The 22,487-nt window shown below is 43.1% G+C and carries 22 protein-coding genes; 16 read left to right on the plus strand and 6 right to left on the minus strand.

Going from position 1 to position 22,487, the window contains the following annotated elements; genetic code table 11:
• Window positions 1-277: 277 nt before the first annotated feature.
• From IC007_RS10285 to crn1, 5 genes are all read left to right on the plus strand, one after another.
• Window positions 278-1,375: a LamG-like jellyroll fold domain-containing protein gene (locus IC007_RS10285; protein ID WP_149528724.1), complete on the plus strand. Its 1,098-nt coding sequence runs from the start codon at window positions 278-280 to the stop codon at window positions 1,373-1,375.
• Window positions 1,376-2,830 carry a hypothetical protein gene (locus tag IC007_RS10290; protein ID WP_232048898.1) on the plus strand — a complete coding sequence of 485 codons (1,455 nt, stop codon included), beginning with the start codon at window positions 1,376-1,378 and terminating at the stop codon, window positions 2,828-2,830.
• 103 nt (window positions 2,831-2,933) lie between these two features.
• On the plus strand, window positions 2,934-3,374 hold the full coding sequence (locus IC007_RS10295; RefSeq protein ID WP_149528725.1) for a hypothetical protein: 441 nt from the start codon (window positions 2,934-2,936) through the stop codon (window positions 3,372-3,374).
• A 179-nt stretch (window positions 3,375-3,553) separates the two neighbouring features.
• Entirely contained in the window at window positions 3,554-3,964 is a 411-nt protein-coding gene (locus tag IC007_RS10300) for a hypothetical protein (protein WP_232048899.1), read from the plus strand.
• A 97-nt stretch (window positions 3,965-4,061) separates the two neighbouring features.
• On the plus strand, window positions 4,062-4,583 hold the full coding sequence (gene crn1, locus IC007_RS10305; protein ID WP_149528726.1) for a CRISPR-associated ring nuclease Crn1: 522 nt from the start codon (window positions 4,062-4,064) through the stop codon (window positions 4,581-4,583).
• A 217-nt stretch (window positions 4,584-4,800) separates the two neighbouring features.
• Here crn1 and IC007_RS10310 read toward each other — a convergent pair whose 3' ends face one another.
• Window positions 4,801-6,207: an MFS transporter gene (locus IC007_RS10310; RefSeq protein ID WP_054846291.1), complete on the minus strand. Its 1,407-nt coding sequence runs from the start codon at window positions 6,205-6,207 to the stop codon at window positions 4,801-4,803.
• Window positions 6,208-6,632: 425 nt separating this feature from the next.
• Here IC007_RS10310 and IC007_RS13875 point away from each other — a divergent pair, with 425 nt between their 5' ends.
• The gene (locus IC007_RS13875; RefSeq protein ID WP_232048900.1) at window positions 6,633-6,821 is read left to right on the plus strand and encodes a HEPN domain-containing protein; all 189 of its coding nucleotides are present in this window, start codon (window positions 6,633-6,635) and stop codon (window positions 6,819-6,821) included.
• A gap of 182 nt (window positions 6,822-7,003) precedes the next feature.
• Entirely contained in the window at window positions 7,004-7,381 is a 378-nt protein-coding gene (locus tag IC007_RS10320) for a nucleotidyltransferase domain-containing protein (RefSeq protein ID WP_149528727.1), read from the plus strand.
• A 189-nt stretch (window positions 7,382-7,570) separates the two neighbouring features.
• On the opposite strand, the gene IC007_RS10325 is transcribed toward IC007_RS10320, so the two are convergent.
• On the minus strand, window positions 7,571-8,428 hold the full coding sequence (locus tag IC007_RS10325) for a DUF929 domain-containing protein (RefSeq protein WP_149528728.1): 858 nt from the start codon (window positions 8,426-8,428) through the stop codon (window positions 7,571-7,573).
• 108 nt (window positions 8,429-8,536) lie between these two features.
• Here IC007_RS10325 and IC007_RS10330 point away from each other — a divergent pair, with 108 nt between their 5' ends.
• The 3 genes from IC007_RS10330 to IC007_RS10340 all read left to right on the plus strand — a co-directional run bounded on the left by IC007_RS10330 (window position 8,537) and on the right by IC007_RS10340 (window position 13,205).
• Window positions 8,537-10,093 carry an outer membrane protein assembly factor BamB family protein gene (locus tag IC007_RS10330; RefSeq protein WP_084739821.1) on the plus strand — a complete coding sequence of 519 codons (1,557 nt, stop codon included), beginning with the start codon at window positions 8,537-8,539 and terminating at the stop codon, window positions 10,091-10,093.
• A gap of 562 nt (window positions 10,094-10,655) precedes the next feature.
• Window positions 10,656-11,231 (plus strand): hypothetical protein, encoded by a 576-nt coding sequence (locus IC007_RS10335; RefSeq protein WP_054846287.1) that lies wholly within the window; start codon window positions 10,656-10,658, stop codon window positions 11,229-11,231.
• A gap of 462 nt (window positions 11,232-11,693) precedes the next feature.
• Window positions 11,694-13,205 carry an APC family permease gene (locus IC007_RS10340; RefSeq protein WP_054846286.1) on the plus strand — a complete coding sequence of 504 codons (1,512 nt, stop codon included), beginning with the start codon at window positions 11,694-11,696 and terminating at the stop codon, window positions 13,203-13,205.
• Window positions 13,206-14,004: 799 nt separating this feature from the next.
• On the opposite strand, the gene IC007_RS10345 is transcribed toward IC007_RS10340, so the two are convergent.
• A complete protein-coding gene (locus tag IC007_RS10345) occupies window positions 14,005-15,414 on the minus strand; it encodes a phytoene desaturase family protein (RefSeq protein ID WP_149528729.1) in 1,410 nt (469 codons plus the stop codon).
• Window positions 15,411-15,881, minus strand: a complete 471-nt coding sequence (locus tag IC007_RS10350; protein ID WP_054846285.1) for a sterol desaturase family protein — start codon at window positions 15,879-15,881, stop codon at window positions 15,411-15,413. Before IC007_RS10350 ends, IC007_RS10345 begins: the two co-directional genes overlap by 4 nt.
• A 124-nt stretch (window positions 15,882-16,005) precedes the next feature.
• On the opposite strand from IC007_RS10350, the gene IC007_RS10355 reads away from it, so the two are divergent.
• From IC007_RS10355 to IC007_RS10365, 3 genes are read left to right on the plus strand one after another with little or no spacing between them, the layout of a single operon-like run.
• Complete coding sequence (locus tag IC007_RS10355) at window positions 16,006-16,845, plus strand: phytoene/squalene synthase family protein (protein ID WP_054846284.1); 840 nt, start codon at window positions 16,006-16,008, stop codon at window positions 16,843-16,845.
• A 20-nt stretch (window positions 16,846-16,865) separates the two neighbouring features.
• Window positions 16,866-17,516 carry a lycopene cyclase domain-containing protein gene (locus tag IC007_RS10360; protein WP_054846296.1) on the plus strand — a complete coding sequence of 217 codons (651 nt, stop codon included), beginning with the start codon at window positions 16,866-16,868 and terminating at the stop codon, window positions 17,514-17,516.
• Window positions 17,498-18,385, plus strand: a complete 888-nt coding sequence (locus IC007_RS10365; protein ID WP_054846283.1) for a hypothetical protein — start codon at window positions 17,498-17,500, stop codon at window positions 18,383-18,385. Before IC007_RS10360 ends, IC007_RS10365 begins: the two co-directional genes overlap by 19 nt.
• An 89-nt stretch (window positions 18,386-18,474) precedes the next feature.
• Here the strand turns inward: IC007_RS10365 and IC007_RS13370 are convergent, their stop codons facing one another.
• Window positions 18,475-18,645, minus strand: coding sequence for a hypothetical protein (locus IC007_RS13370; RefSeq protein ID WP_156303796.1), 171 nt, complete (start codon window positions 18,643-18,645; stop codon window positions 18,475-18,477).
• A gap of 294 nt (window positions 18,646-18,939) precedes the next feature.
• Between IC007_RS13370 and IC007_RS13880 the strand changes: the two genes are divergently transcribed.
• The 3 genes from IC007_RS13880 (at window position 18,940) to IC007_RS10375 (ending at window position 21,520) form a co-directional block, all read left to right on the plus strand.
• Window positions 18,940-19,296 carry an ATP-binding protein gene (locus tag IC007_RS13880; protein ID WP_054846282.1) on the plus strand — a complete coding sequence of 119 codons (357 nt, stop codon included), beginning with the start codon at window positions 18,940-18,942 and terminating at the stop codon, window positions 19,294-19,296.
• A gap of 6 nt (window positions 19,297-19,302) precedes the next feature.
• Entirely contained in the window at window positions 19,303-19,857 is a 555-nt protein-coding gene (locus tag IC007_RS13885) for an AAA family ATPase (RefSeq protein ID WP_232048901.1), read from the plus strand.
• A 226-nt stretch (window positions 19,858-20,083) separates the two neighbouring features.
• Window positions 20,084-21,520 (plus strand): MFS transporter, encoded by a 1,437-nt coding sequence (locus tag IC007_RS10375; RefSeq protein ID WP_054846281.1) that lies wholly within the window; start codon window positions 20,084-20,086, stop codon window positions 21,518-21,520.
• Window positions 21,521-21,949: 429 nt separating this feature from the next.
• On the opposite strand, the gene IC007_RS10380 is transcribed toward IC007_RS10375, so the two are convergent.
• Window positions 21,950-22,453, minus strand: coding sequence for a hypothetical protein (locus tag IC007_RS10380; RefSeq protein WP_054846280.1), 504 nt, complete (start codon window positions 22,451-22,453; stop codon window positions 21,950-21,952).
• Window positions 22,454-22,487: the final 34 nt, after the last annotated feature.

The following is a 22,487-nucleotide window of genomic DNA, read 5'->3' on the forward strand; positions in this document are numbered from 1 at the left end:
ATTAATAAAGTAGTTTCTTGACCTCATATAGTTGATCTCTTTTTAATCTAACTCCTTTTGACTAGTCCTAAATATAAGGAAATTTTCTGATTAATAACTTTATAGATTATCTGAGAATTCATCAAGTAGAGAAAGAAAAAGTTTTTACTATAATATTTTTATAAATAGCTTTTTATTACTATATAAAGATAAGAGCTCAGTTACGAACGAAATTTATTTAAAAATAATATCAATTTTATAGAAAACTTAATATAGATTAGTTAGGAACTGAATATCTATGAGCAAAATTTCAAGAAGAGAGTTCATAGGACTGTTAGGCGTAGGAGCTGTAGCTTTAGGTTCGTCTAAATTAGCTCTCTCTTCAAGCCCCTCCAGTGAAATACCATCTTCCTTTTTTGGTTCGTCATTGGCAGTAGTCTTTAGTTCTTCTCAACAGTGCAAGGCTATAGGTTCAAACGGAGAAGTCATCTTCTCAGGCACCTGCTCTGATGGAAGTGGAACTTGCGGTATTTATGAGGCAATGCAGTACGTCAACCAGAACTTCGGCGCTGGAAAGGTTGACCTCATAGGCGAGTTCTATCCTACCAGTTCACCTTCCCCGATCCCCAACGTTGAACTTGACGGAAACGCAGTGATTTACTTGTCCCCTGCTAACTTGCAGTTCATTATGTCCTCAACTAGGGGTAACGGAATAAAGCTTCTATGGTATCAGAACTACGGTTTCGTCAACACCTTGCTCTCTCGCTCGCCTTCCTTTTCGCTTTCTCCTTACTTTTTCTTCCCTACCACAGCCTCATCGGTTTTCTTCGCTAACGGTGACCTTACCTTAGGCACTCCTTCATCATTCACAGTAGGAGCTTGGGTGAACGGAAATCAGAACAACAACGGAGGATATATCCTCACCTATGGATCCATGAGTGGAATATCCTGGGCCATACAGTACGGATATGGAGCGATTCTCTTTAACACAGATCAGACGTTAAAATATTATTATGACGAAGCTCCTTTCCATGTTGCAGTCACTTACGACAACGGAGACGTCACTCTGTACGTCAACGGCAAACCCGTGTCAACATCCACCTCTTCCATCTCATACGTAACTCCCTCTTATCTGTGGTTGAACAACTTCCCTAAGGTAAATCAGCAATCAGGTCTCTCTCCTTCCTCTCCGTTTTCGTCTATAGAGAACGTTCAGTTCTACCCTAAGGTTCTCTCTCAATCTCAGATCGAGGCAATTGCATCACCTACTGCTTCGCCAGTAGACCCATCCATATCTTTCTGGGCCCTCTATCGCTACATCTTTTATCTCGGAGATCTGATCACAGGGAAGGGATTTCAGAGGATGGGAGGCGTCCTAGAAGGAGGTGTGTTCTAAATGATAGTAGTCTCTGACCACATGGATCCAGACGTAGACTTCTATGTTCCACCAGGATCAGACGCTACTGATGTTTTAAACGAAGCTCTCCAGCTCGGGAACATCTATGGTGTGGCTCACATTATGATTAGAGGTAGATTGTATCTTTATGCAAACGGAAACACTCTCTTTAGCTTAGAACAGAGCAAGCACTACCTTTTTGAAGGGGATGGCTTAGGAGAGCTGTACTACGTTAACCCTAATAACGCACAGAACCCCGGTCCGGTTTTTGCCGTGGCGTCGATAGCGACTTCACAAATGCAGGAAATAGGGGATACAGCTCCAGTCGTAGGTAAACAGTTCGCGGCGTATTCCACAAATGGGTGGATGGTAGCTTTCAAAAACTTGAGGTTATTGAATCAAACATCTCAGCGTTGGTTTATAATCACAGGCTTTTCGGGCATGCATTCCCTCATGATGTATTTCGACGGAGTAGAATTCTTCTCAGGCATATGGATAAATGAAACCACTGAAGTAGTTGTGTATAACTGTTATGCTAATGGAGCCGAACTTCTCTTTGACTCTCAGTCTAGAGAATTAACGGTTTTTGGTTCTAGATTCGAACATAATGCTGTGCTTGCAATGTCAGCTAGAGGATGGTCTGTAGTAGGCTGTGTTTTCGTAGGAAAAGGTTCTTATCTCAATCCAGGTAACGATGGAAACGATGGATCAGTGGTAGCTTGTGTATTTGATGGAGCAACACTAATTACGCAAGGAGCAACAAACCTGAAGATAGTTGCATCCCAATTTCAGAATGTGACTTTCAGCGGATATCAAGGCACTGTTCAACTGACTTTAGGATGGAATTATGTAATAGTTGGCTGTTCTTTCGTTCAGTTCCCACTTTCAATAACTAACGTATATAACGGGCATACGATAGTCATAGCCATGAACAACTTCGATTATGGCTCTTATGCAGAAATAGGAGTTTGTGACAGCGGTTACGTGGACTCAATAGTGATTATGGGTAACATTTTCTCCTCTCAGCCTTATAATTCCTCTCTGATCTTCTTCACAGGGAGCCCTCAATATAGATCGACAAGCAATGCAATTTACTTTACTGGAACCATAAACATGCTACAAATAGCCTTTAACACCTTCATAAACGCGGCTAACCGGTCTGGAGCAACTTTAGGAATTAAGGCAGCTGAGAACGAAAACCTTCACGGACAAGGGTATATCAACTTGGGCATCTCCGTAAAATACGCATATATCTCCTTTAACTACTTCAAGAACAATCAGGGCCTTCACGATAATGGCACGGGAAAGCCCCTGGGAGTGTTTTACATGCAACAGTTAGGGTCTTCCATGCCCACAGTGAGTTATCTCATGTTTTACTTTAACGTAAACGAGGACAACCCCTTGTACATACCATCCTCACAGAGCTATATATCACAATTCAACATAGGTATGTGATATATTATGCTAGAGGAAAGAGAACAAACTGGAAGACATTCCAAGACGTGCTAGGTCGAGAAAATCCGTCTTATTTAAATAGGACATATGGGTCAGGAGAACCATGAAAGCGATCATAAAATACGATAACGGGGAAACAGAGGAAGTAGAGCTAGAAAAGAAAGAGGTCATACCAAGCGACCAAGGGAATGTAGCCCACTTTAAGTATGTTAAGCTGGATAAATCAAAGAGCATCGTTATCCACGTATATCTGCCAACCACAGAGGAACCTAACGTTAGGGCTATAGACATAGGAAAGGAAGTGGTAGAAAGGAAGACTTCAATTTCAAGATACAACAACATTGCAGACGATCTAATCACGAGAGCTAAGTTTATGAGTCCTTCCGTCGATAAATGTGTTTTTTGTGGAGACTTAGCCTCCAACACCTTTAAAGGTAAGAAAGTTTGTTCCTCTTGTTTTGCGGAGCTAAATAAACATGGAGAGGCGTCTGAGGAGTTCTCTAAGTACTTAAGAAACAAGACGATCCACAAGTGGAACTCTTAAAGGTGTCTGTAAAGATGTTTCTCTTGATACAAGGCTCATGTTTTGCTGTTTTCTTTTAGTACTCGTTTTCCAACGACGTTCTACGGTCAGCTGACCGCTTCTTCGTATCACATTAACAGGAGAGAAATTGTCGCTAAAAATTGTAAGGATTTACCTTTCATGAGAAAAGCGTAATTATCATGAGAAACCCTCTCAACCCCATGGAAATAGGAAAATACGCCTTATCAGGACTTATAGGTGGACTCCTGGAAGTACCCTTTTATCTCAAGGACTTGGAGGTCTTCTCGGAGATCTCTTTCAGGATCACAGGGGTCCACTCCGTGGTGGTTGGGGTTATCCTTCACTTGATTGCATCAGTGATCATAGGAGTTGTTGCACTTTCTCTCTTGAACGTAGCCGGAATAGAAGGGAGAGGTTTCTGGGCGTCTCTGCTCATCGGGATCATGCTGGGGTCGTCGGTTTTATCACTGTTTAGCCTACCCGTCCACCTCACGGTCTTTCCCCTGAAGATAACTCTCGTTTACGTTATATCGCACATCTTTTACGGAGTTTTCGTCTACCTCGCTTACTGGGTCCTTCAAAGAGGGTAGAACCTCAGCACAGCTCTCCGCGACTGAAAATTGATAGTAGTTACAGAATTTAAGGAAAAACAAAATACTTATAAATCTTCATGTTAATAGCACACTCATGAAGTTAGTGGCTTCTCTTGGGACTTCCCCCGGAGGGATCCTCGAGACGTTCGAATACCTAAGGGGGAGAGGGATTGAGGTCAACGATATAGTGATAGTGAAAACCAAGGACAGTGCAGTCAGTAAAGCGTATGACTACCTACTCTCCATGTTTTCGTGCTGCGTGAAGTTGAGGTACAACGACGTGATGATGGGAGCTATCGACTTACCTTTCAGCGATATAACTACTTCAGACGACTTGAACGAGCTAATGAAAATTGTATCACCAGCGATTAACCAAGGGGACTACGTTGATATCACGGGAGGAAGAAAGGCTATAAGTATGGTCATGGGGCTGATAGCCATGAAGAGGAAGGCCCACGTGGTCACTACCATAGTGTCTCAGTCTAAGTACAACGAAGTTCAGGAAAAGCTGAGGAAGGGTCATCAACCTGTGACCCAAAACTGCTCACCTTCTGACAAGGAATTCTTCTGTAGCCTCTTGTCTAGTGACGCTGTGACTATAGAGATAAACTTGTAGTAGAGTTTTTTCAGGCCCAAGTTAGACCTAGGGCGTAGAACCTAGAGGAAGGGAACATCTCTTCCGGTCATGGCCATACCGTTTTTTAAAAATTTCTATATAATGTAATAGATACAGAATAACTATTATTATTTTAGCTCTGTATTATAGTTTAAAATATTAGATTAGAGAAGAAAAAATTTTTCATAAAAAATCAGATCTTTTAATTTTTTACTATTTAAATCCCGGATTTAGCCTCGTTTATTTCTTCTAAGCTCTTACCTATCGTGTTAGGAAGTATGATTATCAGTATCACCCCCAGTATTACCATAGGGACCTGGAATCCTACCCATATAGGTAACGCACCAACGGACGATATTAATCCCAATATGATTGCAGTTGAGATTGCGGCACCCAGATGTGCGAAACCATCTATGAAAGCGAAAGCCGTACCGCGTGCGTAAGTCGGGACGTTCTCAGTGCCGTTCAGGTAGTTCAGCTGGTTGCTCCACCCCACACCTATCAGGTTGGTCAATACGAAACCGAGCGTCATGACGGTCAGGTCCCCTGAGGTCGCTCCCAGGACAGAGACGGCAACACCGAGGAGCATCCCTATCGCGTAAGATAGGGTCACGAGTATAGGCCTTCTCACCTTCTCCACGACGGCTCTCAGCACTATAGCACCTAGGAAAGTCGCTACCCCAGCATCGCCGTAAAGTAAGGTCACTGAGTTGGACACCGAGGAGAGGGAAGGAACTGTGCTAGTCCACAACAGGAACTCTGTGAGGTAAGGATACTCCCCGAAGTAAAAGAAGAATACAGCGAGCATTATCAGTATTACCCTGGTCCTATACTTGGGGTTCTTGAAGATGTAGAATGGATCTACCTTCTTCTCCTGGTACTCTATAGGGATAGGAGCGGGAAGCTCCTTCATCCCTGTCTTTTCCATTGCTTTCTTCTCCATGTCACTGACTACCTTCTCCGCCTCCTGTGTCTTTCCCTGCAGTGCCAGCATCCTCACGGTCTCCGAAGCATGTCCCCTAATAGCCAGGGTGATCAGAGCTAGGGTCGCTCCAACTCCGAAGATTACCCTCCAACCTATTGAGGGATCAGCGACGTCTATGTAGGATGCCATGAAAGGCCCTAGTCCGAGCCCTGCCCAACCAGCAATGTATACCAAGTTGAAGTACTTAGCTCTGTTCTTTGCCGGGACCATTTCAACTATGTAAGTTGGAACTAGGATCAAGTCCCCTCCTATACCCATTCCTGTTATGAACCTGAACAGTACGAACATGGGGTAGTTAACTGCTAAAGCGTTCCCCAGACTACCTACGGCTGTCAAGAGGGCTGTCACCATGAGCATCGGTTTCCTTCCCACCTTGTCTCCTAGATAGCCCAGCAACAGCGCTCCAGGTATGTAACCGAACAGACCCATGGAGACGACGGTTGAGGCTTCAGACGAGGTCAGACCGGTGTACTTCAGGGAAGTAGACGAAAACGCTATTCCCACGTCTATGACGTCGTATAGAGCTATGAAGTAACCGAAGGCTAGGGCTAGAACTATCGAAATGGGTAACACCATTACGGGCAATCTGTCTAGCCTTGCAGTTAAGATAGAGGCTACCTTTTTTCTGGCGTCGTCCATGAATGGTTTAAATACATTTCCATGTAAAAAGTTTCTTACATAAATTTTGAGAACCAGTTAAAATAATAATACCAAACCAGGGGAGTTGTTTATGGGTGTTTCCGAGCAGGAGACTTTCTGTTAGATCTAATCCCTCAAAGGTCATCTCAAGACACACCTTCACTATTACAATTCTTCGTGAACTATCATGAAGGAGTACGCTTTACCACCAGCTATGGAGCCAACGTAATCGTCTTGACCAGATTTGCATGCTATTTTAAGAGAGGAGTGTTACTGTCAAGGTCAACATTTCAATGGGGGCATGTCCACCTCAAAGGGGGAATCCTCCAAACTCTGAGACCCATTTTAAAGAAAGGTGTGTATGTACATATACATGTATACTTTTGTTGCCTAAAATTTTTTAGACGCTATCAGTAGACAATACCATGCAAAGGTATAATGACTGGCTGAGGAAAGCTGAGAGGAATCTAAAGTCGGCTGAAGTTAACATGGAGAATCAACTGTATGAGGAAGTATGTTATGAGTCTCAGCAGACAGCTGGAAAGGCGGTCAAAGCTCTGCTGAACTTTCGTCACATGGAAGCCATACATCAATCAACCACTCTCCTTCTGTAGCGTTCTGGAGTATCACTGCCCAAGGACATTGAGGTCTGCGTACAGGAGCTGGACAAACAGTATATATTCCATTCCGTTACCCTGACATATACGATGAGGGGCACCGGTGGACTATTATAGTGACGAGTTGGCTAAACGGTGCTTGGAATATGGTAAGAAAATTTTAGAGTGGGTGGAAAGAGTTGTTAGAGAGACTTTGCAATAATTATTCAAAAAAAGTAAATCCTAAGATAGTTATACTTTTCGGTTCTCGTGCTAGGGGAGACTATACTAACGAGAGCGACATCGACGTCCTGGTAGTGTCAGACGCTCTACCTAAAGACTCCAGGGAGGGATTTGGTATACTCTTCGACCCCAATGAGCCTGAAGTCGAGCCAGCGGCGATGAACACTGAGGTGTTCATGAGAAAGCTCAAGAACGGCTCAACCTTCATCTTAGAGGTCATCGAAGACGGGAAAATACTCTGCGGGGATGATAATTTCATAGAGGAAATGAAAGAAATTTACGCTGAGGTTAGGAAGAGGTTTAGAAGAGAGGGAAAAATGTGGACGTGGGATTAACGAACGTGTAGAGAAGGTCGTCTGGTAAACTCACCCGCCATTTACTGATCTAAATCGCTTAACTAAATATAACAATAATTAAAATTAATAAACATATAATAGTTATACACAGTAAAATATATAGAAATGGAGAATATTCTTATGTAGTCAATTAATAAAAAAATTAAAAAAATAATTTAAAAAAACTTTTTAGGAGCTGAAAGTTATATTAACAGACGTCCCTGCAGCTTCCCTTATGGTCTGCTCTATAACGTTAACTCCGTCCCATATATTTGAGAACATTTTTTGATCGTATAAGTGTTCCATCACGTATTGTCCATTAGCTTCCTTGAGAGGAAGTATGTTGTAGAGTGGTCCGTATGCCATGTAAGTTCCGTTAGGCCCAGTGATTATGAGGACTGTGACGATGTGGGTCTTCAGGATTGCTAAGGGCTCATGTGTACCGTTGAATACTGCGTCAAGCTGGTAATGCATGACTAGCTGATAAAGGGGAGTTGGAAGGAAGTGTGAAGTCTCATTGGCTCCTACTGGGATTAAGTCTCCTTCAGGTATAGGTTGGCAATCTGCAGTCTCGTTCATCCACTTGTTGTACAGATATATGTAATAGAAGTGAACTGGTTCGTCAGGCTCATAGGGCTGGTAACCAGTGAATATGAGTCCAGTAGTGTTAGGGAAAGGTCTGTACGGGTTTGATGTTCCGAAAGTGTAGTTGAGCTGTCCGAACCCAGACATGATTACGTAAAGAGGCCAACCGTCGGAGAGCGCTACGTGGCAACCTAACCACCCGACTAAGTAGACGTCTACTTGTCCCGGCGGGGCGAAGTCCTCCGACGAAGCATAGAAGAACTTGCCTGATGGCACTGTAGCGTACATAGGAGGCACTTGGTTGTTAGCTACCGGAACAGACGTTGCTGGGTAAGTTGTGCTTGAAGTTCCCGAGGGGTCTGAGTTGTAAGCTGCTAAAAACTCGGGAACTACAGCTGCAGCAATTAAGGCTGTCAAGGTAAGGAGTATTAAAAACTTCTCCCTTCCTTTCAAAGATATCATGTTTATCTGAAGAAAGAAAAGAATGTTTTTTTATTTAAGCTTTACGTAATAAAGTAAATAAGGTAAACTTTTTTTAAATAGAGTAAACTCTCCTCTTTCAGAAAAACTATGGATAAAAAAGTGGTCGTAGCTCTCGTGATTGTTTTGATTGTGGGAGCGAGCTTAGGTTTCTTTTTAGGTCATGTTTCAACGTCAACATCTCCTTCAACAACTTCATCGTCGACCTCATCGTCTACGTCATCAGCGTCCACAGTTTCTATGTCTTCTACAACCTCTAATGTAAGCTTCAACGTATATATGGACGGAATCCTCTTCACCGATTTCTATTACCCTTCAAATTCTCCATCAGCGGATCCCTCAAATTTCGTCATGTACGGAATGACATCTAATAGAGACCCAGTGATCGCTGGTCATCTTAACGTTTCTTGGATAACTCCACTAATGGGAAACTTCGAGCAAAACATGACCCTATGGAACCAACTGAACAAGGAATACGGGAAATCCTTCGGTGCAGCGTACAGACAGGCTACGGGAATAGCCGTAGGTCCCACTGAAGCAAACGGGATGGTATATGTAGCAAGTGACGCTGGTTGGGTGTACGGAATAAACGAGATGAACGGAAAGATTGTCTTCATGCTTTATACTCCGGGAACTCTGAGCATGTGGGAGCCTCTGATCTATCACGGTGTAGGGTTAGTAGGTTTAGGTGGAGCTATGTTTGACTATCAACAGGGAGCTCTGAACGGATTCGGAGGAGGTCATAGGGGACAATACACTGGTATAAATGGGTTACTTGCTTTCAACGCTACTGATGGGAAACCCCTGTGGCTCGATTTAACCAGATCTCAAGCAATGCCTACCGGAGTTATAAATGACGGAATAGTCTACTGGGATGATGGAGACGGTGTAATTCACGCTACTAACATAACTGACGGAAAGACGTTGTGGACTTTCCAATATGACGGAAGCGGAAACATGGCATCTCTTGACTTCTATCACGGGATAGTTATAGCTGGCTTCTCACAAGCTTATCCTACTAACACGTCTGCAATAGTAGGAGTTTACGCATCTAACGGAAGTGAGGCATGGATGATCAAGTTGCCCTACGCTACTACGTCCGCAGTGGGAGACGCAGTAATGAGCGTGTATGACGGATATGTAGTGGACGGGTTCTTAGGTTATGGGAACGGAAGCCTTCCTTTATTGAATCACATTTATTCAATGCAAGTCCTGTTAGTAGCTAATGCAACTACAGGCAACGTGATATGGACTGCCAATGTCACTGACGGATTCGTGCACCCAGGCGACACTAACAACGGTTATAATCCTGAGATCATAGGAGAGGTCATTTACGAACCTACGATAGAAGGTAATGTAATAGCATATAACATCACTGACGGAAAGATCATCTGGTCTTCACCGAAACTCTCCAACGGAGTGCTCCAAGCTGCTCCTACATATTACGACGGATATCTATTTGTTCCAGCAGGATCTACCATAGCAGTACTCAACTCTACCAACGGAGACTTGGTGAACGTCTTCCACACTCAGTTTATAATGAGACAGCAGATGATCATAGTCGGTAACACTCTAATTGAAGCTAGCGGTACTAATTACGTCTTCGCTGTTCCAGTATACAATGTGATTCATGAGAGCTCTATTTAAAAGGAAAATTATTACCATTTTTAGAAATCTTTTATTTACTAAGTGATATATTTTTCTTAAATCATTGTGACTGCAATATATCAAGTCTAAAGCGTTTGTCCTTTCCATTCTTAAAACAAGAAGATTCGTATTAGTGTCGCTTTGTAGAACACTTCAATCTCTTTAGATTTTAGTAGTTAGCAATTAATTCTAAGTTTTATATTTAGTTGAAAGAAAATTAAAGGTAAATCCTAATAAGATTTGAAGAGATCTAAAAGGATATTAGACTGGAATATTCTTAAATCATCTATAGTCTGTGAGCTAGCTTATTAATTCCTTTCCCTTATTTATAATAAATTATGGATCATTATTAGAATAATAACAACAATGTTTTCCTATTTATATGGATTACTTGACTGTAATGAAAGCGTAATCCATTGAGGTAATTTCGTGCTTCAAGTCCTAAACTTGCTCAATTACCAATATATACTCGAGACTTATCCTAAAAGGAAAGAGTTCGCTAAGATCTACTATTATGCGATTATTCCTTTGAGAATATATATTAGAGAATCACAATATCTTTATGGGATTTCCATTCTTCGGACAACAACCTACGTTCGGGTCAGCTCTTTGTGGAGGCTCCATAGGACTAGGAGGGAAGACAATGAACGTACCACTCCAATATCCTATAAATATGCAGTACGTGGGACAACAAGTAGCCTCTTACTTGAGTGGAAGGGGATTTGAAGTTAACCCAATGATAAGCCAGAACATGGCGGTAATCCAAGCGAGACATTCCAGTCTGTTAGGCTATTTCACCGATTCAAATAAGTCTTATACTATAAGGATTTGCCAAGGACAAGGTTCTGCGACCATTGAAACGGGAGTAGCTAATTGGATCCAGGACTTAGTACCGTTGGCAATGGGCGGAGGTTTCTCTTTCTTTAGCGATGACATGTTACACAACAAGTTACTGAGCATCCTGGGGTTAGGAGGGACTGCTTTCGACGCCTACCATGTATATCAACAGTACACCGGAGAAGACCAGTTACTCAACTATATAGCACAAATAGTATCAAGCGCACCTCCAGCTCAGGGAGGTAACATGGGAGGTAACATGGGAGGGTTCCCTCCGCAGGGCGGTTTTCCTCCTTACTAAATATTTAAATTAGACATGTAGATTGAAACTTTTTACGTGTTTCAACATATATGAGATCTGATTAAATAGTACTATAGAAAGAGATTTTTTGAAACTTATGGGCATCACTTTTGCTGATTTCTTTTAATAAGTGTTATCTTAATAGGGGTTTGAGGGAGTGGAAGATCCCATCGGTGGTATTTGCCTGAATAGCACTTCCCTTACAACGTTATTGAGGAAGGCCTATTCAAACAAAAATTTGTTATCATCATTTTTATCTTTTTGTTCCTTAATAACATATTTTTCTTGCACTGTTAGAATCAAAGCAGTATTACTTTTTGATTAAAATGGAAGTAACTATCCCTTTCTATTCTTAAAAAGTAAGGAGGCTAAACAGAGATACATTATCCATATATTTAAAACATTTACAGTTGATCGATAGTAAAACTTAAATGGCGTAAGAAAAAACACTCCTGAACTTTAATGGGAGAAAAGTCAGTTTTCACTCGTGAGTCCTCTGGTCTGATAAAGGACGTAAATGGTTTGGACGCTGTAATGTTGAACTTGGGTAACATGTCAGCCGGTGTCGCGCTATTCACTAGCATAAGCCCTTACATACCTCAGGGCGGTGTGATATGGATCGCTGCCATCATCGGTCTTTTCCTTACCCTTCCACAAGCTTATATTTACAGCTACTTGAGCAGGAAGATTGCAAGGACAGGAGGTGACTACATATGGATTTCCAGAACCTTCAATGGGTTACTTGGTACGACCATGGCATTTGCGCTGATGATAGAGTCTACAGCGTATTTCGCTCTGATCGCCTTTTTCTTCTCACAGACTGTAGGTTCATTCCTGAGTACAGTGGGACTCATGGACGGTATACCTTCCCTTGTGTCACTGTCGAACACTTTATCGTCTCCTTTAATCTCGTACTTGCTTGGTGCGCTCATCTTCGGTATTGCCATAGGCTTCAACATAGCAAAGGCAAAGTGGGGTTACACTCTAGTGACGATCAGCGGAATAATAGCAATGATAGCCACTGTAATAGCTATGGCGATTCTAGCTTCTAACATCGGTGATTTCCACACTGCAATATCTAAGTTCATCTCCGTGGAGGGGATAACTCCTCCTTCAAATTACAAGGCTACGGTTTCACCGTTCAGCTTGGTCGCAACGATAGGAATACTTCCGATAATAGCTATCTTCACTTACCCCTGGATGCAAGCTACTCCTGCTGTTGCAGCTGAAGTGAAGAAAGAGAAGTTTCTGAAGTACGGAGTTTATGTCCCTCTTCTCGTCACTGGACTCCTTGTAACTTTGGGTTTCCTACTGATGTACGAAGCCGGTGGGTATTACTTCACCAATTACGAGTTCATAAACAACGGGTTTACATACACCTTCTGGACAGTGGCTATGGGTCTAACTAATAACCTTCCTCTTCAGGCTGTGTTAGGTATAGGACTAATAATGTGGGAGTTCTCAATCCTGGCTTACGGTGTGATAGTGTTCGCCAGATACATATTCGCGATGGCGTTTGATAGGGTGTTTCCTGAGATATTTACAAGGCTCAACAGGGGAGGCTCTCCTGTTTATACTCATGTTTTCGACCTCGCTTTGACTCTGGGGTTACTGGTCTTCCCTGTGGTGTCTATAAGTGGTGCAACATCTCTCTATGGTGCTATAGTTATAGGAATGATATATTTCATGGTAGTGAGCATCGCAGCGTTTCTAATTTCTATGAGAGAGAAAATATACACACTTCTACTCGCTTCTGTCATGGAGGTCGCCTACTTTGCATTCCTTACATATGAGGCTGTAACGAATCCTACATTTTCGTTCATAAACGCTAACGGGAGTCCGAACCCAGTAACGTTGACTTTCGTGGTTCTAGCCTTCGTTATCGGTGCTGTCATATATCTTGCTTCCAAGTTCTACAATAAGAAGAAGGGAGTCGATATAGACATGGCATACAAGGAAATACCGCCCGAATGACCTTTTTTATTTTTATAATTTCTTTATAAATATATTTTGGAATATATGTATTTTTATTTATCTCTTATAAGATTTTCTCTAATTCTACAAGATCTTAATATAGCGAATCATTCGGCCCTAACGAAGGCTTCATGTGCTGCATCTATTGGGCAGTCCTCAGTATTTGCAAAGTCATATCTAGGAACACTCTCAGCTTGTATCTCTGCGGTTGTTAGCAAGGTGAAGAGATGAAGCAAACCTCCTTTTGAGTCATCTATGTGATACTTATTCTGTCAGTGACTGTCTGGGCATGTCATCCTCAAAAGGCTACATTTAAACTAGGAGAACACCGTCATGAGAGTACGGACTTTCACTTCTATCAGGATAAATGAGACTTATATCTACCTTTTCACCTAATGATAAAAAAAAGAGGATATAGAAAAAATGCTAAAAAATTAGCTTATTTAAGAACTATAGCTTTAAACTAGTTATTGTTTTTTCTGTCCTTGAGCTGGCTGATCTTTCTTCTGGCCCTTTTCCTTCTTGCCTGCCATTTTAACCCTGATTCTAATCTCCTTCATATGTTTAAAAGACTTCTTGACTATATTAGAGTAAACAGTAACATAAAACTCTAAGGTAAATTAGAGAATTCTAGTTAGTTTTATACGTAATAGTTTCATAAATTTTCTATAGTTTAAGGGGTAAATTATAAATAATTTTTATTATTCTATACATAGAGTACGTTAGAAAACAACGTGAAAGTCCTCTATTCACGTTGATTCTTATAAAGAGAAAAAATGTTCTATACTGAAACAAAAAATTACTTCTTTAAGGAGTTTAGTACCTTCTCCCCGACTATCATGGACGAGATAGTCACCATCGGTACTCCTATCCCGGGTTGAGTGTATTGGCCTACGTAGAAAAGGTTAGGTATCTTTCTGTTCCTCATGGGTAAACGGAACGGACCGGTCTGGTCTAACGTATGGGATATACCGAAAGCTGTCCCTTTGTAAGAGTTGTAGTCTTCCTCGAAGTTTATAGACCGGTAGACTCTCTGGAACTTAACTTGGAACTTGCTCCCCGTCTTGACCATGAAGTCCTTGACCACCAGGTCAACGAAGTTCTGGTATTGAGGAAACAGGAGCCCAGGAGAGACCGGGATCAAGAATACTAGGTCGTCTCCTTTAAGTGAATCGTCAGTTGCCTTCCTATAGCTCACGTAGTACGACATGTTCTGTGGGTCTGGTTCTTTACCTTGTGATATGGAGTCGAAATGTACCTTCCAGTTTCCGTTTATCACTATCGTGTGATGAGGAGCCTTCACTTCGCCCTCCACACCTAGGTAAGCCAAGATTGCTGAGGGTGAGAGTTTCTTACGCTCCCAGAAGGACTCCCCCCTCATTGTGTACTCGAAAGGTAAGAGGGTATCGGCGTAGTGGTAGTCCATGTTGAATATGAAGACGTCCCCTTCCTCTCTCTCGTCCCCTGACCTGACCGCAACTACACTCTCGTCGACGTCAACTTTGCTCACCTCGTGGTTGAACTTGAACTCAACTCCCGCCCTCTTGCATAAGTCGTATAACCTCTGTACCATGCCTGCGAAACCGCCTTCAGGGTAATATACTCCTTTCCCGAAGATTGCGTAGTTCACCATGGCGTAAACTGCAGGGGTATTGAAAGGGGAACCTCCAAGGAAGACCGAGGAGAACCCCATGGACTTCAGTGAAAAATCATCAGTGAAGTATTTCCTATTGAAAGAGTCCAAACTTGAAAAGATCGGGAACCTACCCAAGTTCCTCAGGATCATGGGGTCCAGGAAGTCTGAGAACTTCATTTCCTTGAAGAGGAACCTCTCCATGGCTAAGTCGTACATGAACCTGGTGTCATCCATGTACTTCTTGACTTCCCCGGAGAGGGGGAAGGAGTCCTTCCTGAAGTCCCCGTGCTTTTCGTCCAAGTTTAACTTTCCGGTGTAGAGGGAAAAAAGGGGGTCTACTTCCTTAACTCTTGGAAGTTCCTCTCCAACCTCTCGGTAAAACCTCTCGAACACTTCCGGCATGAGGTACCACGAAGGCCCCATGTCGAAGGAGAACTCCCCGTGAGAGAACCCCCTAGCCCTCCCTCCGGGCCGGTCCAGTTTCTCTAGTACGGTTACTTGTAAACCTTTCTTCTGGAGGTACAGAGCTGTAGATAGCCCGCCTATTCCGGCTCCCACTACTACAGCCTTCATGCCTTCTGCCTCGCCTCCTCAGGTATCTTATCTATCCCCTTTATCACTAAGAGGAAGCCCCAGTTCCCCTTACCTTCCTTGTGATGTACATCGTGAACCAGTATGAGCTCCCTGAACGGTTGGTGTCTGAGCCCCCAAGAACGTAAGTGGAGGTGACGGTCGTGGATTATCATGTCGTGGACGAACGCGTACGCAACCCCGTAACCTGTCATCCCTAAAGCGATGGAGAGGAAGAACGGGTTACCCGTGGTTATCCACTTCAATATGAGGAAAATGGAGATCCCTGCAAATAATATCCCGAAGGCGTCGTTCTTCTCTAGTTCCCTCTGAACCCTCTTGTGATGGTCCTCGTGGACGAACCATAGAATCCCGTGCATTAGGTACTTGTGCATAAGCCTAGCTATCAACTCCATGCCGAAGAAAGTAGCAACTCCAAGCGAGATCAATTCTAAAGTTTCAATGAACATGAGATGTAGTTAATCTGTTAATATAAAAGAATCTGTTAGATCAATTTTAACCTTCTTATAAAACTAGAAAGAAGAAAATTTTTTACACAATTACTTTTGCTACTCTTTTGATAAACAGTTAATTATGAAAGACCAACTTAACGCCATTTTCAGGAGAGGTAGTGTAACTTACTATAACAGCACTTTCCTTTTCCCTAAGCAGATAAGGAGGGACGTGACCAAGCTTTACGCGTTTGTGAGGGTCTTCGACGACTTAGTGGACAGTGTACCTCAGAAGGCAGAGGAGTTCTACGAGATGAGGAGGAAGTTCGAGCTAGCCCTGAAAGGAGAGGACGTGGAAGACGTAGTCCTCTCCAATTTCGTTGAGCTAATGGGAAGGAAGAAGCTCGAGAAGGGATGGGTAGACTCCTTCCTGAACTCCATGGAGAGCGACCTCCACAAGAAGGTCTACTATACCCTTGACGAAACTTTAGGGTACATGTGGGGGTCTGCTGAAGTGGTGGGGCTGATGATGATGAAGATACTTAACTTAAAGGAGGAGGCGACCTACAACGCCAGGATGCTTGGGAGGGCCATGCAGTACCTTAACTTCATCAGGGATGTTAAGGAAGATATTGAAATGGGTAGACAGTACTTACCGGTCAAGGAAATGCAGGAGTTCGGGGTCAAGTCGTTAAGCGAATGTACAGATAACTTCAAGGATTTCCTGAGGTACCAGTTGAAGAGGTACATGTACTTCCAGAGGGAGGCGGAGAAAGGGTATAGGATGATACCTGCGAAGTATTTAATAGCGATCAAGACCGCAGGTGATATGTACAAGTGGACTGCAATGAAAATATGGATGGATCCATGCATCGTGAACAGGGAGAAGGTCAAGCCGAGAAAGAGGAGAGTCCTAGCTAGAGGCCTCTACAACTTCCTGGGTGTACCGATTTGGAATTTAGTTTCTTCCTACCGCATTTAGCCTACATTGAAATAGACTCAATGATATTCTTCCCCACCTTGGCGATATCACTCCTCTTTCACGTAAGGAGGATGTATAAGTCCTTAGTATTCTCAATGGTGATGGTAGCTCCCCTATACTTGGTGTGGGACTTCTTGGCTACGTGGAAGGACTCTTGGAGCTTCAACCCACACTGGGTGTTAGGGGTCTACGTCGTAGACCTACCGGTGGAAGAGGTACTCTTCTTCTTTGTCACACCTTTCGCGACCCTCCTCATCTACGACTTCGTGATGTGTAAGTTCAAGGAAAGGGAAATCAATTTCATCACCAGGAGGAAAGTGACTATCTCTGCACTTGTGTTGCTGTTCTTAGACGTCCTATTCACGGGGTACTCTTACACCTTCGTAGACCTAATATACGTCTCGGCGTCGTTGCTCCTGTCCAACGTTTTAGACCCGGACATGTTAAGGTCGACGAACTACTGGCTATTCGTAGCGTTAACGTATATACCGTTCCTCGTTTTCGACTACTTTCTAACGTCACTCCCTGTGGTCATTTACGGCCCTCACTCTATACTTGGTATAAGGATAGTCACGATCCCCATTGAGGACGCTTTATACTCCTTTTCGATGATGAACTTTTACACTCTATTCTATAGACAAGGTAGGAAAGTATGGAGCTTGATAGGTTAGAGAGGCTTTTCTCCAGCGAAGACCCCAGGGAGGTGGAAAAGGTATACTCCTTCGACAGAGATACGATAGTAAAGTGGATGAAGGAAAGACCTTCCCCGGAGTTCAGGGTAAAGGAGGTGGAAGGGGATGAAGAGGTAGTAGTTGTGATCCCTACTGCAGACCTCAAGGGTGACAAGGCCAGGGAAGCCTCTTCCGTTTTCTCACCTCTACACGTGGTCCTGGTAGAGAGCAAAGGACCTCTCTTCAACTACTCTAAGAGCGTTAACCTCGGTATCATGAAGGCTATGGAGAGGTCCCCGAAGTGGGTAGTGGTCTCAAACGACGACGTGCACGGCAGAGACAACGTCTCCAAGCTCTTGGACGGGTTATCGACTTCCACCAAGGGGATGGTAATGGCTTCCCCTTCTTTTTATCATACTTACAAGGTTTCCCTGATCGAGATGAAGCCCTACTTCCTGAAGGGGATGAACCTCATAGGTAAGATAGGTAGGCTTCCTCCTGCAGAGGTCTACAGCTATCTGGCAATGCGTTATGGGGGAAGACTGGGAGTGAAGACGTTGACTGTGATAGATTCGATGTTGGGTCCTATGAAGAGGATAGCGGGAGAGGTTAAGGACTCCTTAGTTAACGCGGGTAGCTTCATGGTTCTCAACAGGAGGGTAATAAACGGAAATGTTCTAGACGAGACTTTCGTGAACGGTTATGAGGACGTGTACCTCTCCATGAAGATGAGGGACGACTGTGAAGTCATAGACTTCAAGATCGACGAGGAAAGAGGAGCCAGCTTGGGGTTCGGGAAGTTGAGGTTCTTCAAATCCTTCGTGAACGAGGTCTACCTCAATTCACTTTTGTGGACGAAGACTTCGTGAGCTGCATGCTATTAGGAGTCTTTGCAAGTCCAGAATTTTAACATCTTGGATCAAGAAAAATAGTTCAGCAGTTTAGATATACGGTTTTTTCAACAAATTGTCGAGTTGACCCCCCTTATCATGTTTAATACTTCTCTAGCCGTGGGCCTCTTGCTAGGGTCTACTGAGACTATTTGCTTAATTACGTAGTCTAAAGAGGGGTCTACACTGAAGTTCCAGCCCATTAATTTAACTCTAGCCGTCTCGACACTGTCCCTCACACAAAGACTGTCACCCTTTATTCTAAATCTGCTACGCAACCCTTAGACAATACCAGTGGAACCCTTCTATGAGCTACTCTGAACTTATAACTTAGGAGGGGGTAAGTAAAATGCTATTCGATCCTAGACCTAAGGAGAAATTGAAAGATATATTTGACAGGGAAAAGGAGGTAGAGCTACTCTAGAGATCCCTGGACTCTCCACTTATAATAGTATCGGGTTTGAGGAGGACTGGTAAGACATCTCTAGTTAAATCAGTCCTCAACGAAGTCAAGGCCCCACATCTTCCTGGACATGAGAAGGTTTGAAAATAGGGAATACATAGTATACAAGGACTTTCTAGGCGTGTTAGAAAGGGAAGTAAACTCCATAACTAAAAAATCGAAAGGAGTTTTAGATTATTTCAAAGCTGTAAAGGGAGTGAGCGTAGCGGGAATGTCATTAAGCTTCAGCCGGGGAAAGGAAAGGACAGAGTTCTCAGACGTGCTTTCCTCGTTAAACGACTGGGCTAATGAAAACGGTAGGAATGTGACTGTGGTCATAGATGAGGCGCAAGAGTTGATGAAACTAAAAGGGTACGATATCCTCCCGTCCATAGCTTACGCTTTCGATAACCTGAGGAAAGTGAACTTCATTATAACGGGATCCTAGGTGAGGGTGAAGACTAAATTCCTGAAGGTAGAAAAAGAGAATTCTCCTCTTTATGGTAGGGCACATGTAGAGATCAACGTTAATACTTTCGATAAGGAAACGTCAATCAAGTTCCTTGAAAAGGGATTCGAGGAACACGGAATAAATTTCAGGAAAGGCGAGGAGGTTTATGAAGGGCTGGGAGGCAGTCCTGGCTGGCTAACTTACTACGGATACTTATACATCAAGAAAGGGGACGGACAAGCAATGGAGAACACTAGGATGTATGCTAGTAAATTGTTATCTAAAGAGCTATGCGACTTTCTGGTTGAGGGAGGAAGGTTGGGATCCAAGGAAAGGTATCTCAGAGTATTGGAGACTTGTAAGTCAGGATGTTCATGGAAGGACATCAAGAACGCTCTTGAGGCACTTGAGGGTAGGAAAGTAAACGACGGTACAGTTCACATTATACTTCAGAATCTGCTGGATTACTCTTTCCTCGTTTTGGAGGGAAAAGGTAAGTACTTCCTCGCAGACCCCCTTATCAAAGAGGTGAATGATGTGAAGTGCTCAGGTCTGTAACTATTCCTTAAGTCGTTTTTTGTAAGAACCAGGGAAGAAATGTGAACATTTGCAACGATTTTACTTTAAATATGTAGGAGGTTGCACTCTAATTCACATTGGGTTTATCATGTGAATATAAAACCCTTCTATAAGGGGAACATTCATCCCCATCTCACTTAGGTCTTGCTCTACCTTGAACCCCGTTAAGATAAATATAAAAAAGTTCGGAGATAAACGATTTCTCATGAATAGAGGTATAGTTCTTGCCATTCTTTCAATAGGTACTTTGATGGCAGCAGTGGACACCACAATAGTTCTCTTGGCTTTGCCCTCAATGACGATTTCCCTGCATACGGATCTGTACCACACTATCTGGGTCTTACTGGTATACCTCCTAGTTCTGTCAGTACTCTCTACTCAGTCAGGTAGGATAGGTGACATAGTGGGGAGGTCAAAGGTGTACAACTTGGGATTCGTGATCTTCACGTTATCGTCGCTGATGTGTGGTCTCTCAAGTGACGTTTATGAGCTGATAGCCTTCAGGTTCACACAAGCTATAGGAGGTGCTTTCCTCACGGCGAACAGCTATGCAATCATAGCCGATTATTTCCCGCCTAACGAGAGGGGAAGGGCTTACGGTATAACCTCAGTAGGTTGGAACGTCGGTGCGCTCGTAGGGATAGTCCTAGGAGGTGTCCTCACCACTTTCCTAGGTTGGCAGTACATATTCTTCATAAACGTCCCTATAGGAGCTGTGGCTGTGGTCTTAGGGGTCAAGAACCTCAAGGACGTTAATACGCATAAGTCTTCACTCGACATTTCAGGGACTGTCCTCCTGGGAACCTCACTCACTCTCATCTCTGTTGGCTCTATACTGATAGCCAGCAACGGCGTTACCATGCCTGAAGTCGCTGCTATCCTTCTTGGAATAGCTTTTCTACCGGCGTTCATCTATAACGAAATGAAGGTTAAGAACCCCGTGATAAACGTCAGCTTGTTCAAAGAGAAGTTGTTGTCCTTCTCTTTGGCAGCGAGCTTTTTGCAGGGGATAGGGGGTCTGTCAATTACTTTCCTCCTCATAATGTACCTTCAAGGCGTCAGGGGACTGTCTCCTCTCGATTCGTCGCTTCTCCTCACTCCCGGCTACGTCGTAGCGAGCGTCCTAGCTCCCTTCATGGGCAGGTTCGCAGATAAGGGCAAGCCAGGGGCTGTGGCAGGAGTTGGGCTACTCTTCATCTTCGCGTCCCTCATGATATACTACTTTGCCCTCACTCCTACGACTCCCTTCCCAGAGATTTTAGGCATTACAGTGATCACTGGGATAGGTTCTTCCATGTTTTGGCCTTCGAATGCAGCTGCGGTCATGTTCAATGCACCCAAGCAATACTACGGGTCAGTATCAGGAGTTTCCAGGACTCTAGGGAGCATAGGTACCGCCTTGAGCTACGTGTTGAGCATAACAGTAGCTACTCTGGCTATCCCGAGATACGTTGCCTTCGAGATATTTCTGGGTACTAACGTTCTAGACGGTAGTGTGGACTCCACATTCGTCAACGGACTCCATTTCGCTTTCCTGGTTTCCGCTGTGATAATCCTGGCAGCTTCCATCTTCTCTGTCATGGGAGGTGGGACAAAGAAGGAGACCAGGAAAAATGAGATCACAGTTAAGGACAGGGAATGAGCGAGGGAGAGGGTCCCAGAGACTGGTAACTCAATATATTTTTTATTTCTTTATAAAGTAAAGAATATAAATTAAAGAAATATTATTATTTAAAAAGGAACTGAAATCTTTGTCTTAGGAAAAGGCAAAATCTTGAGTCCCCCATAAAATAGTTGGTCTAAAGTAAAAACATCAGTTCTGTTCTAACACGATAAGCCATTTAAACTACGGTACCGATACTCTCTCGGTATCTAGGTGAAATTCATATTTGACAGGGAGTTAACTGATGAAGACGAGTTCTTTAGTAGAGAATTAAGTTACTAGCTTATCTGTAGCAGTTGTTATAGTTTCCTAACTTAGCTTTTTCGACGTGTCTGATACAAATAACAAAATATACATGTATGTATACATTGTGCATATATTGATACTTTTTTGGACACTATAATAGCGTCAGTGCTTAAATAGCCTTGTAATGTCGAACACTTCCCTCTCAAGTTTAGTCTTCTCCACGTCCACATAATTAAACACTTCCAATATAGCATTGAATATCTTCCCGTCTTGATCTGATATTCTAACTGCCCTGTTTATTTCAGTATAATATATAAATTTAGAAAGTTTATAGATAATGAGTGAACCAACGAGAATGAATAGGAAAAATATGAGGACACTGCTAGTAGTAGACTTAGTCATATCGTAGACACTGTTCGCTATATAATAACCACATACTAATATCAGAAATAAAACTACTGCGACTATCACGTTATTATCACTATCTGGAATCTTAATCCTTCTCAAAGTATCCGGTACGACGCTTATGACGTTGTTTTCCCCAACAATTATTACCCTTTTATTTGTAATGCCTATAAGGTCAAGCTCTGTATCGAACCTCTCTATTAAGTTCTCTTCATTATAAAGCTGAACTCCCGCAAATTGTCTGTTGTTGGGAGAGTCCATTTCTTATGTGTGCCTTCTTTATCCAATTTATTAA

It is taken from the genome of Sulfuracidifex tepidarius, from assembly GCF_008326425.1.
In the GTDB taxonomy this organism is placed as follows: Archaea; Thermoproteota; Thermoprotei_A; order Sulfolobales; family Sulfolobaceae; genus Sulfuracidifex; species Sulfuracidifex tepidarius.

Bases quoted from the DNA above. Each gene is read 5' to 3' on its own strand.
- IC007_RS10285 (WP_149528724.1), top strand. From the start codon at position 278: ATGAGCAAAATTTCAAGAAGAGAGTTCATAGGACTGTTAGGCGTAGGA.
- IC007_RS10290 (WP_232048898.1), top strand. From the start codon at position 1,376: ATGATAGTAGTCTCTGACCACATGGATCCAGACGTAGACTTCTATGTT.
- IC007_RS10295 (WP_149528725.1), top strand. From the start codon at position 2,934: ATGAAAGCGATCATAAAATACGATAACGGGGAAACAGAGGAAGTAGAG.
- IC007_RS10300 (WP_232048899.1), top strand. From the start codon at position 3,554: ATGAGAAACCCTCTCAACCCCATGGAAATAGGAAAATACGCCTTATCA.
- crn1 (WP_149528726.1), top strand. From the start codon at position 4,062: ATGAAGTTAGTGGCTTCTCTTGGGACTTCCCCCGGAGGGATCCTCGAG.
- IC007_RS10310 (WP_054846291.1), bottom strand. From the start codon at position 6,207: ATGGACGACGCCAGAAAAAAGGTAGCCTCTATCTTAACTGCAAGGCTA.
- IC007_RS13875 (WP_232048900.1), top strand. From the start codon at position 6,633: ATGCAAAGGTATAATGACTGGCTGAGGAAAGCTGAGAGGAATCTAAAG.
- IC007_RS10325 (WP_149528728.1), bottom strand. From the start codon at position 8,428: ATGATATCTTTGAAAGGAAGGGAGAAGTTTTTAATACTCCTTACCTTG.
- IC007_RS10330 (WP_084739821.1), top strand. From the start codon at position 8,537: ATGGATAAAAAAGTGGTCGTAGCTCTCGTGATTGTTTTGATTGTGGGA.
- IC007_RS10335 (WP_054846287.1), top strand. From the start codon at position 10,656: ATGGGATTTCCATTCTTCGGACAACAACCTACGTTCGGGTCAGCTCTT.
- IC007_RS10340 (WP_054846286.1), top strand. From the start codon at position 11,694: ATGGGAGAAAAGTCAGTTTTCACTCGTGAGTCCTCTGGTCTGATAAAG.
- IC007_RS10345 (WP_149528729.1), bottom strand. From the start codon at position 15,414: ATGAAGGCTGTAGTAGTGGGAGCCGGAATAGGCGGGCTATCTACAGCT.
- IC007_RS10350 (WP_054846285.1), bottom strand. From the start codon at position 15,881: ATGTTCATTGAAACTTTAGAATTGATCTCGCTTGGAGTTGCTACTTTC.
- IC007_RS10355 (WP_054846284.1), top strand. From the start codon at position 16,006: ATGAAAGACCAACTTAACGCCATTTTCAGGAGAGGTAGTGTAACTTAC.
- IC007_RS10360 (WP_054846296.1), top strand. From the start codon at position 16,866: ATGATATTCTTCCCCACCTTGGCGATATCACTCCTCTTTCACGTAAGG.
- IC007_RS10365 (WP_054846283.1), top strand. From the start codon at position 17,498: ATGGAGCTTGATAGGTTAGAGAGGCTTTTCTCCAGCGAAGACCCCAGG.
- IC007_RS13880 (WP_054846282.1), top strand. From the start codon at position 18,940: ATGAGAAGGTTTGAAAATAGGGAATACATAGTATACAAGGACTTTCTA.
- IC007_RS10375 (WP_054846281.1), top strand. From the start codon at position 20,084: ATGAATAGAGGTATAGTTCTTGCCATTCTTTCAATAGGTACTTTGATG.
- IC007_RS10380 (WP_054846280.1), bottom strand. From the start codon at position 22,453: ATGGACTCTCCCAACAACAGACAATTTGCGGGAGTTCAGCTTTATAAT.